Source organism: Candidatus Limimorpha sp., from assembly GCF_056203535.1.
The window spans coordinates 49,275-59,472 of the sequence record NZ_JBADWU010000100.1 but is presented as its reverse complement, the minus strand read 5'-3'; the positions used below and the strand labels follow the sequence as shown (position 1 = coordinate 59,472).

At 46.8% G+C, this 10,198-nt stretch carries 9 protein-coding genes; 7 read left to right on the top strand and 2 right to left on the bottom strand.

Annotated elements, in window-relative coordinates; all coding sequences use genetic code 11:
- The 4 genes from AC06MN_RS11590 to AC06MN_RS11575 form a co-directional block, all read left to right on the top strand.
- The coding region (locus AC06MN_RS11590; protein ID WP_475672542.1) for a PD-(D/E)XK nuclease domain-containing protein at positions 1-142 on the top strand (142 nt) is incomplete at its 5' end.
- Positions 143-337: 195 nt separating this feature from the next.
- Complete coding sequence (gene purL / locus AC06MN_RS11585; protein ID WP_475672541.1) at positions 338-4,030, top strand: phosphoribosylformylglycinamidine synthase; 3,693 nt, start codon at positions 338-340, stop codon at positions 4,028-4,030.
- Between the two features lie 184 nt (positions 4,031-4,214).
- Positions 4,215-4,463: a DUF2442 domain-containing protein gene (locus AC06MN_RS11580; protein ID WP_475672540.1), complete on the top strand. Its 249-nt coding sequence runs from the start codon at positions 4,215-4,217 to the stop codon at positions 4,461-4,463.
- Positions 4,464-4,635: 172 nt separating this feature from the next.
- Positions 4,636-5,274 carry an NYN domain-containing protein gene (locus AC06MN_RS11575; RefSeq protein WP_475672539.1) on the top strand — a complete coding sequence of 213 codons (639 nt, stop codon included), beginning with the start codon at positions 4,636-4,638 and terminating at the stop codon, positions 5,272-5,274.
- Between the two features lie 55 nt (positions 5,275-5,329).
- Here the strand turns inward: AC06MN_RS11575 and ybaK are convergent, their stop codons facing one another.
- Positions 5,330-5,815 carry a Cys-tRNA(Pro) deacylase gene (gene ybaK / locus AC06MN_RS11570; protein ID WP_475672538.1) on the bottom strand — a complete coding sequence of 162 codons (486 nt, stop codon included), beginning with the start codon at positions 5,813-5,815 and terminating at the stop codon, positions 5,330-5,332.
- A 10-nt stretch (positions 5,816-5,825) separates the two neighbouring features.
- Positions 5,826-7,076, bottom strand: a complete 1,251-nt coding sequence (locus AC06MN_RS11565; RefSeq protein ID WP_475672537.1) for a TlpA family protein disulfide reductase — start codon at positions 7,074-7,076, stop codon at positions 5,826-5,828.
- A gap of 92 nt (positions 7,077-7,168) precedes the next feature.
- On the opposite strand from AC06MN_RS11565, the gene AC06MN_RS11560 reads away from it, so the two are divergent.
- Genes AC06MN_RS11560 through AC06MN_RS11550 form a run of 3 tightly spaced genes read left to right on the top strand, consistent with a single transcriptional unit; the run spans position 7,169 to position 10,176 of the window.
- A complete protein-coding gene (locus tag AC06MN_RS11560) occupies positions 7,169-8,188 on the top strand; it encodes an Mrp/NBP35 family ATP-binding protein (protein WP_475672536.1) in 1,020 nt (339 codons plus the stop codon).
- 55 nt (positions 8,189-8,243) lie between these two features.
- Positions 8,244-8,495 carry a NifU family protein gene (locus AC06MN_RS11555; protein WP_475672535.1) on the top strand — a complete coding sequence of 84 codons (252 nt, stop codon included), beginning with the start codon at positions 8,244-8,246 and terminating at the stop codon, positions 8,493-8,495.
- 28 nt (positions 8,496-8,523) lie between these two features.
- Entirely contained in the window at positions 8,524-10,176 is a 1,653-nt protein-coding gene (locus tag AC06MN_RS11550; protein WP_475672534.1) for a T9SS type A sorting domain-containing protein, read from the top strand.
- Positions 10,177-10,198: the final 22 nt, after the last annotated feature.

Below are 10,198 nucleotides of genomic sequence, written 5' to 3'. Positions count from 1 at the left end.
CACGGCGGACGAGGCGTTGAAGCAGATTGACGGCAAAGGCTACGCCGAACCTTACGCTGCGGATCCGAGAAAGCTGTTCAAGATAGGTGTTGGTTTTTCGAGCGAGAAGAAGAATATTGTGGAGTGGGAAGTGGTTGGTTAAGAGAGGAGAGACATGGTATGAATCGAGCGGTTGCGAGATTCAAAGTCGGGAAGAGAAATATTTTGTGGGTTTTGGATGTTTTGGTTATAAAAAGGCAAAGTGTATTGCTGCCAAAATAAATCACCCTTATTCGTCTTTCCTTCTTCAAAAACTCTTATCTTTGCGGCATATTGTTGCAACAAAATATCCGCTATTATGATATGTTTTTTTCAATCTGACAATCAGCGTGTTATAGCAGTTGACACGCGCGTTGAGCAATCACCTGAAGACATCAAGAAGCTTTCCTGGCTGTTTGGCAATGCTAAACAGGTCGCACCAAAGTCGCTGAAAGGCTATTTCGTAGGCCCGCGCCGCGAGATGATTACGCCTTGGAGCACCAATGCCGTGGAAATCACCCAGAACATGGGCCTCACGGGCATCATCCGCATCGAGGAATTCCACAAAGTGGACGATGAAAACGCCTCTTTCGACCCGATGCTGCAGGCGCGTTACAAGGATTTGGACCAAAATGTCTTCCTCATCGACCGCCAGCCCGAACCTTTGAAATATATCGATGACATCGAGTCGTACAACCAGCAGGAAGGTCTTGCCCTCAGTCCGGAGGAAATGGCATATCTAAAGAGCATTGAGGAAAAGATTGGTCGTAAACTTACTGACAGTGAGGTGTATGGCTTCGCACAAGTCAACTCGGAGCACTGCCGCCACAAGATTTTCAATGGCACTTTCATCATCAACGGAAAGAAGATGCCGAACACCTTGTTTGCCCTCATCAAGCGGACTTCGAAGGAAAATCCAAATAGATTGGTCTCGGCTTACAAGGATAATGTGGCTTTTGTCCTCGGCCCGAAAGTCGAGCAGTTTGCGCCAATGACCCAAAACAAGGCTGATTATTTCCAGATTAAGGATATTGACACCATCATTTCGCTGAAAGCCGAAACACATAATTTCCCGACCACCGTTGAGCCTTTCAATGGTGCTGCTACGGGTAGCGGCGGCGAAATCCGCGACCGTTTGGCTGGCGGTCAGGGCAGTTTGCCTTTGGCCGGCACTGCGGTCTATATGACATCCTATCCGCGCACTGAGGAAGGCCGCGAGTGGGAAAAGGATTGCGAAGCGCGTCCTTGGCTCTATCAGACTCCTGAAGAGATTCTTATCAAGGCTTCCAACGGCGCATCCGATTTCGGCAATAAGTTCGGTCAGCCGCTCATCAACGGCAGCCTTTTGACTTTCGAACATCAGGAAGAACAAAGCCTGGGCTACGATAAGGTCATCATGCTGGCCGGTGGCATCGGTTTTGCCAAAAAGGAAGATGCCAAGAAACTGGAACCTGAAGAAGGTGATGTCATCGTGGTCTTGGGTGGCGATAACTACCGCATCCGTATGGGCGGTGGCGCCGTTTCGAGCGTCGATACGGGACAATACAGCAACGCCATCGAACTGAATGCCGTGCAGCGCGCCAATCCTGAAATGCAAAAGCGCGTGGCCAACGTGATTCGTGCCATGGCTGAAAGCGATGAAAATCCTATCCGTTCCATCCACGATCACGGCGCAGGCGGTCACTTGAACTGCCTCTCCGAACTGATTGAAGATGCCGGCGGCGTGGTCTATGTCGATAATCTGCCTGTGGGCGACCCGACTTTGTCCGATAAGGAAATCATCGGTAACGAATCGCAGGAACGCATGGGTCTGCTGGTCAACAAGAAAGCCCTGAAGGTCATCAAGGAAACCGCTGAACGTGAACGCGCGCCTTATTACGAAGTCGGAAAAGTGACTGGCGACGAGCGTCTGCGTTTTGCCCGCAAGAAAGGCACGGCTCCTATCGACCTCGCCATTTCCGATTTCTTCGGCAGTGCGCCTAAGACGGTCTTGCACGACACCGAGAAACCATATCATTTCAAGAAAATCACTTACAACAAGCGTAATTTACATAAATATGTCGAGCAAGTGCTTCAGCTTGAAGCCGTTGCTTGCAAGGATTGGTTGACCAACAAAGTTGACCGTTCCGTCACGGGCCGCGTGGCACAGCAGCAATGTGTGGGCGAGCTTCAGCTTCCGTTGAGCAACTTGGGCATCAGCGCTTTGGACTATCAGGGCATCCGTGGCATCGCCACCGCCTTGGGTCATGCACCTATCGCGGGCCTTATCGATCCGGCTGCTGCTTCGCGTTTGTCGGTCTCCGAGGCTCTGACGAACATCGTTTGGGCTCCGATTCAGGACAATCTCACGGGCATTTCGTTGAGCGCCAACTGGATGTGGCCAGCCAAGCAGGAAGGCGAAACCGCACGTCTCTATCAGGCTGTGAAGGCTTTGAGCGACTATTGCGTGGCTTTGGGCATCAATGTCCCGACGGGTAAGGATTCCCTCTCCATGACGCAGAAATATCCTGATGGCGAAAAGGTTGTGGCTCCTGGCACGGTCATCGTTTCGGCTGCTGGCGAAGTGAGCAATGTCCGCAAGACCATTCGTCCAGTCATGAAACAAGACGAAAACTCCGAATTGCTTTACATCGACTTCTCGAAAGATGGCTTCAATTTGGGTGGCAGCAGTTTTGCTCAGGCTCTCGGTGCCGTGGGTCAGGTTACGCCTGATGTGAAGAGCCCGGCCTATTTCAAGAAGGCATTCAATGCCATTCAGCATCTGATCGAAGAAGGTCTGGTGCTTGCAGGTCACGATGTTTCGGCTGGCGGCTTGATTACCACTTTGTTGGAAATGAATTTCGCCAATACCGAAGGCGGCATGAACATCAACCTCAGGGATTTCGACAAGGAAGATTTGTTCGCAGTTCTCTTCTGCGAAAAACCTTCTGTCGTTATTCAAGTGAAAAACGATGGCGTTGCCCGCCAAATGTTGCATGAGGCTGGCGTGAAGTTCAATGCAATCGGTACACTTTCCAAAGCCCGCAAATTGGTCATTGACCATCAAGGTCATCTCCGCACCTTCGATATTGATGCTTTGCGCGATTTGTGGTTTAAGTCGTCATATCTGCTCGACAGAAAGCAGAGCGGCGAACGCAAGGCTTTGGAACGTTTCCAGAACTACAAGAACCAATACCTGCATTACAGTTTTGGCCGTGATTTCACTGGCAAAGCTGCCGATTTGGGCATTGATATGCACCGCCGGAAGAAGTCGGGCATCAAGGCTGCCATCATCCGCGAAAAGGGCGATAACGGTGACCGTGAAATGGCTTACGCACTCTATCTGGCCGGTTTCGATGTCAAGGACATTCACATGACCGATTTGACTTCGGGCCGCGAAGACTTGACCGATGTCAACATGATAGTCTTTGTCGGTGGTTTCTCCAATTCCGATGTCTTGGGTTCCGCCAAGGGTTGGGCTGGCGCATTCCTTTATAATGAAAAGGCCAAGAAAGCCCTCGATAACTTCTATGCCCGCGAAGACACTTTGAGTTTGGGCGTCTGCAACGGCTGTCAGCTGATGATGGAACTCGGCCTGCTTTATCCTGACCATGAGGAACATCCAGTGATGAAGCACAATGATTCCCACAAGTTCGAATCGGCATTCTTGAATGTCGAGATTGCGCAAAACGACAGCGTGATGCTCTCATCACTTTCGGGACGTCGCCTCGGTGTGTGGATTGCTCACGGCGAAGGCCGTTTCTATTTCCCATGCTACCGCGACCAATATGACATCGTGATGACCTACGGACAGGACGAATATCCGGGCAACCCGAATGGCAGCGACTGGTCGGTGGCAGGCATTTGCTCCAACGATGGCCGCCATTTGGCCATGATGCCTCACCTCGAGCGTGCCTTCCTACCTTGGCAGTGGGCCTTCTATCCCGACGACCGCAAAGATGACGAAGTGGCACCTTGGATTGAGGCTTTCGTCAATGCAAGGAATTGGATTGCTGAGAAAACGAAGAAATAATTGAATTCACATTTATAAACGCAAATGACCGTGAATGGAGCAAAAATGCTGCGTCACGGTCATTTATGTTTTTCTTTGCCTGTTTTTGAAATAAATGCTATTTTTGCAGCGTTCAGTCCCGACAGTCCCTGAGCAATCAAACTGCCGGGTTTTGTTTTTAGCATCTGATTCTGAAATCTTCATTATGATTCCAAGAATTATTGACATAGAAATAGCGGATAAATTCAAGCTAATTGTGACTTTTGATGATGGTTTCCGGGTCTGTTACGATGTCAAGGAAGATATTGACACCATTGAGGAGTTCAAAGGACTTGAACAGATTTACGGACTTTGGCAGCAGGTGAAATTGGATTCGAGCCGCACATGCGTCTATTGGAACGACCGAATAGACCTTGCAAGTGATACGATTTATGAATATGGTCGGCCACTGTGAAATCCATCATTATGTTTATGAATTAGGCTTGGCATGACGAATGTTCAACATTTTTTTGTTGAAATGTTGGCAGAATAGAAAATGTTTGTATTTTTGCAACGAATCTCCCTTAGGTGGAAAATACTAAGGTTTGCCCACTTCTTATCAAGTGGGCTTATTTTTTTACTTATATATGATTGATAAACAGAAAGTTATAGTATATATTGATGGTTTCAATTTCTATTACGGATTGAAGAAGAATAGAAAATGGAGACGTTATTATTGGCTTGACATCGTGAAGTTTTTTGAGATGTTCGTGAAGCCAAATCAGGAGTTGGTATGTGTGAAATACTTTTCTGCCAAACCAGCCAATATTGATAAGGCGTTAAGACAAAACGCTTTTTTCCAAGCCAACAAAGAAAATCCCAAATTTCGGTTGATTTTGGGTAAGTATTTGCACAAGACCATTCAGTGTTATAATTGCGGCTATCAGATTAGTACTTTTGAAGAAAAGGAATCGGATGTCAGAATTGCGACTCAAATCGTCAATGATGCCAACAATCACAATTGCGATGTTGCGATTGTGGTCTCTACAGATAGTGACATGATTCCTGCAATCGAATTGGCATTGGAATCAGGAACCAAAGTCTTTGTTTACTTCCCTCCATTTCATTATTCCAACAGTTTGAGCAACATCAGTACCTCTCAAGTGATTAATCTTGAGCGTTACGAATCAAGGTTCCGGCAGTGTGTTTTGCCCGACACGGTTCATCTTGCCGTGCCTGACTTTGACCTTACTATTCCACCTAAGTGGAAAGCATATCAGCTCTGAAAAAACAGAAGTCCATTGATATGAATATTGTCGGCCACTATGAAATTTTTCCCGTTCACATCGTCAAATCGGCAATCGTCATGCCGACAGCCTGAACCAAATCGTAGGGCTTCAGTTTGAATTGCAGACCGCGCATGCCTGCACTCACATAGATGTAGTCGAACAGCTGGCAAGTCTCGTGAATGAAAGTTGGAAAAGGCTTTTTCATGCCCATGGGCGAGCAACCGCCACGGATGTAGCCCGTCAGTGGGAGCAGTTCTTTCATCGGAATCAGGTCGCAGCTTTTGTTGCAGGTTGCTTTGGCGGTTTTTTTCAGGTCGACTTCATCGCAGCCCGGAATGACGCACACGAAATAGCCAATCTTGTCGCCTTTCAGCACCAAGGTCTTGAACACTTGGTTGATGTCTTCGCCGAGCTGGTCGGCGATGTGCTGTGCGCCTAAGTCAGTTTCATCTACTTCGTAGGGAATCAGTTCGTAGTCAATCTTTTTCTGGTCGAGTATGCGGCAGGCGTTGGTCTTGTTGATTTTGTCTTTTGCCATAGTGTTAGTGTTATTTGTTCAGTGCTTCTTCAATCCAAGCCCCGATTTCTTCTTCAAGCGTTTCTGAATATCCGACATGGTTGTGAAGAATGGTGCCGTCTTTCCCAATCAGATACAATGTCGGATAAGCTGAAACATTGTATTCTTCTGGTAAATCTCTGTCGGAAAACAGGACTGGATATGTCACGTTGCGTTTGGCGATGAAGTCTGCCATTTGGTCTTTTTCAGGGTCGTCCATTGGGTCGATGCCGAACATGGCAAAGTCTTTGTCCTTGTACTTCTCGTAAAGGCTTTCGAGTTGCGGAAGAGCTTTGCAACAAGCTCCACATCCTTTGTAAAAGAAATCGATGAGCACGACTTTGCCTTTCAGGTTGGCAAGGCTGATGGTGTCGCCGTTGATGTCGGGCAAGGCCCATAAAGGTGCGGACGTGCTTTCGGTCAAAAGTTCGGGCGCAACGTATGGCTCGTAATCCTTTAAGGTAACATTTTCAGGCACGGCTTTCATGCTGAGCAGGTTTTCGTCAAAATCGTCAAAGGAATAATCGTTCAGCGTAAACAATTCGTATTGATATAAGGTGTCGTTTTGTTCGACAACATCAAATGCGACGGAATACTGAATAGGCAAAAATCCATCTTTCAGAATCCAGAATTTCATTTCGTGGCGGATGCCTTTAAAATATTCGTCATCGTCTTCCTTATCATCATCAATTTTCTCGTTGATTGTCACCAAATAGCACGAATCGCCGTGGAGTGTGGTTTCCGACGATTCAAAGTCGTATATATTTTTTGTGAGGGCGTTTTCCTTTATGAGTGGGAAACAGCTTTTATCTGTGAAAAGGGTGAAGAAATCAAAATTGTGTTTGAACCTGTTGATGTCGTCCGACCATTTCCCGCAATCGTAAACAATCCAAGTGCTATCATAATCATAATAAGCGACAAGGCTATCGCCAAAATAGAGTTGCTGATTGCAGTATGTTAATCCATTGTAACTGTTGGATTCTTGATTGTTGAAATAGAATCCAAAAATGTCATCTTTTTTCACTTTCATGAAATGACAGACATGATGCGATACGGTTGTGTCGTTATCATCCATATATTTTTCGAAATAGGTCATGTCATAATAGCCTTTTTCGATGGATTGGCAACGAGCAACGGCTTTCTTTAATATCAGCTTTGTATCGTCAGATTGTGAGCATGAAGTGCAAATGAACATTGCGCTCAGGCTAAAAAGCCAAAACAGGGTGCAGGTGAGTTTTTTCATATCGTTGAGATTTTGAATTTGTGCAAAGGTAGTGTTTTTTAAGGAATCTGAACCAAAAATTTCTTACCTTTGCCCCAAATTTGTTTTTTATCATGTTAGTAAAGGAAAATGTTTTAGAAGTTTTAAAGGATGTCATCTATTTTCCGAAAGGCGACAATATCATTGCCCTGAAAATGGTTGAAAACCTGATGGTTGGCGATGACGGCATCCGTTTCGATTTGGTCGTTGAGCATGTCGATGACCCGAAAAACGACATTTTGGTCAACGCTGCAAACCGTACTTTGAAAGAGGTTTTCGGCGACATCAATATTGATATTAAGGTGGTCGAGGAACAGACGGCTCTTTCCAAGGTGAAGCACATCATTGCGGTGGCTTCGGGCAAGGGCGGCGTTGGCAAATCGACCGTGGCAGCCAATCTGGCCGTGGCTTTGGCGCGTGCCAACCAGCGCGTAGGCTTGGTCGATGCCGATATCTACGGTCCATCGGTGCCTACCATGTTCGGCACGGGCGACGAGCGTCCTGCATGTTTCGAACGTGACGGCAAAACCGTGATGATTCCGCTTGAACGTTACGGCATCAAGCTGATGAGCATTGGTTTCTTTGTCGATGCAAACCGTCCTTTGATATGGCGCGGACCTATGGCAACCAGCGCCCTCAACCAGTTGATGAACGATGCCCTTTGGGGTGAACTCGACTTTTTGGTCATCGATATGCCTCCAGGGACAGGTGACATTCAACTGACTTTGGCTCAGTCGTTTAAGGTCAGTGGAGCAGTCGTCGTTACCACGCCTCAGCAAGTTGCTTTCGCCGATGTGCGCCGTGCCGCCCAGATGTTCAACGAAAAGGCTTTGCAGATTCCGTTGTTTGGCTTGGTCGAGAACATGGCTTATTTTGTGCCAAGCGATATACCTGAAAAGAAATACTACATTTTCGGCAAGGAAACTGGACGCAAGTTCGCTGAAGAACTGAACATTCCGCTTTTGGGTCAGATTCCGATTGTGGAGCAGATTGCCGAGTGCGGCGACAAGGGAACGCCTCTGGCTTTGGATGCCGATTCGCCTGTCACAAAGGCATTTGACGAAATCGCGCAGGCCATAATTAATAAAGGATAAACGCTGTAGAGACGTTGCGTGCAACGTCTCACAAAACAACCCGAAAAGAATGGAAATGGAAAAGGAAATAATATTACGCAAAGTGAAAAACGTGTTGGAACAGGTGCGCCCTTATCTGCAACAGGATGGCGGCGATGTCAATTTTGTGGAACTCACTGACGATATGGTCGTTATTGTGGAATTGACAGGTGCCTGCGGCAATTGCCCTCACAGCACTATGACCCTCAAGAACGGCATCGAAACGGTGATGAAAAAGGCTATTCCTGAAATCAAAGCCGTGGAGCGTGTGCAATCATTGGAACTATAATCAATTGTTTAACATAATATTAGAAAAAATGAAACGTAATTTACTTTCAATTGGTATGCTGGCATTGATGCTGGTTTTCTCGGCTCGCAGTTTTGCCCAAACAACTTACACAATGATTACTTCTGCCTCTGGCCTCGAAGCCGGTGCAAAGTATATCCTCGTCGGTTTCGATGACGATGGCAACGCATACGCCATGAGTTATCAGAAATCCAACAACCGTCATGCAGTGACTGTTTCCGAAGCTGGCGGTTCAATCACTACTACGATTGCAACGAATCCTGATTCTCAGACCGATGTCTTTGAATTTGAATTGGGTGGCAGCACAGGCGAATGGACGATTTACGACCCGCTCAGAGAAGGCTATCTGAATGCTCCTGGCGGTGGCAACTACCTGAAAACGCAGTCAACCCTCACCGATAATGGCAAATGGGATATCACCATTGATGCCAATGGTGCTGGCGTCCCTGTTTCACTCGGTGCAGTGGATCAACGTTATATGCGTTTCAACCTGAATGCTGCTAATGGCACGCCTTTGTTCGGCTGCTACAAGGAATCTTCAAACATCATCGCTGAAGTTTATTTCTTCAAGGCTGGCCAGGCTCAAATCAACCCTGAACCGAGCAACTATCCAACCAATTTCTCAGCCAATGGTGGTTTTCTTGATGTCACTCTGACTTGGAATGATGCTACGGGCGCACAACTGCCTGACAGATATTTGGTTGTGGCTTCAACGGGCAACATCACCGTTCCTACCGATGGCACCCCTGTCCCGAACAGCGAAATGGCCATCAATGTGAATCCTGGTGTTCAGACAGCTACTTTTAGCAATTTGGATGGCAACACCACTTATTATTTCGCCATTTTCCCATACACCAATGCCGGTGCCAACATCGACTATAAGACCGATGGCACATATCCAACTGCAACCGTAACTACAGAAGAGGTGTATGTCCTTTTGAACGAAACCTTCGATGCTGATCTTGGCGTGTTCACCGCTTATGATGTCTACGGCGATCAGACATGGACTCAAAAGACCTACAATGGCAATGGTTACGCCAACATGAACGGCTATGCTAATGGCGTCAATAACCAAAACGAAGACTGGCTGATTAGTCCTGCTATTCAGTGTGGCTTTCAGGACATAATGCTGAGTTTCAGCACGGCTATGAAGTTTGATGGTAACTCACTGAGCGTGCTGGTTTCCACCGACTATGACGGCGAAAGCGAACCTTCGGAGTACACTTGGACAGAAATCACCTATGCTTTCGACTTTTCGACGGGTGACTATGAATGGGTTGAATCTGGTGAATACAACCTTTATCCTATTGTTGGCGGAGATGTTTTCTATGTAGCTTTTGTTTACACCAGTTCCTCTGAAGCTGCCAATTCTTGGGAAGTTGACAATGTGGCCATTAGCTCATTCGGTGCGATTTCTGTCAGCGAGAATATGAATGCCTTTGTAACTGTCTATCCAAATCCTGCCAAGGATATGATTTCCTTCACTTTGAATCAGGATGCACAGGTTGCAGTTTACGATATGAGCGGTCGCATGGTTTCTGAAAAGAATTGCATGGAAGGCCGTGTGAATTACGAAGTTTCAAGCCTTGAAAATGGCGTTTATTTCGTCAATTTCAACTATGCCGATGGCCAAAAGGCTGTTGCAAAGTTCGTGAAACTCTAAACGAATTGCAATGTTTTATTAA

What these genes read in the sequence shown, in the direction of transcription:
- purL (WP_475672541.1), top strand. Translation starts at nt 338, where the DNA reads ATGATATGTTTTTTTCAATCTGACAATCAGCGTGTTATAGCAGTTGAC.
- AC06MN_RS11580 (WP_475672540.1), top strand. Translation starts at nt 4,215, where the DNA reads ATGATTCCAAGAATTATTGACATAGAAATAGCGGATAAATTCAAGCTA.
- AC06MN_RS11575 (WP_475672539.1), top strand. Translation starts at nt 4,636, where the DNA reads ATGATTGATAAACAGAAAGTTATAGTATATATTGATGGTTTCAATTTC.
- ybaK (WP_475672538.1), bottom strand. Translation starts at nt 5,815, where the DNA reads ATGGCAAAAGACAAAATCAACAAGACCAACGCCTGCCGCATACTCGAC.
- AC06MN_RS11565 (WP_475672537.1), bottom strand. Translation starts at nt 7,076, where the DNA reads ATGAAAAAACTCACCTGCACCCTGTTTTGGCTTTTTAGCCTGAGCGCA.
- AC06MN_RS11560 (WP_475672536.1), top strand. Translation starts at nt 7,169, where the DNA reads ATGTTAGTAAAGGAAAATGTTTTAGAAGTTTTAAAGGATGTCATCTAT.
- AC06MN_RS11555 (WP_475672535.1), top strand. Translation starts at nt 8,244, where the DNA reads ATGGAAAAGGAAATAATATTACGCAAAGTGAAAAACGTGTTGGAACAG.
- AC06MN_RS11550 (WP_475672534.1), top strand. Translation starts at nt 8,524, where the DNA reads ATGAAACGTAATTTACTTTCAATTGGTATGCTGGCATTGATGCTGGTT.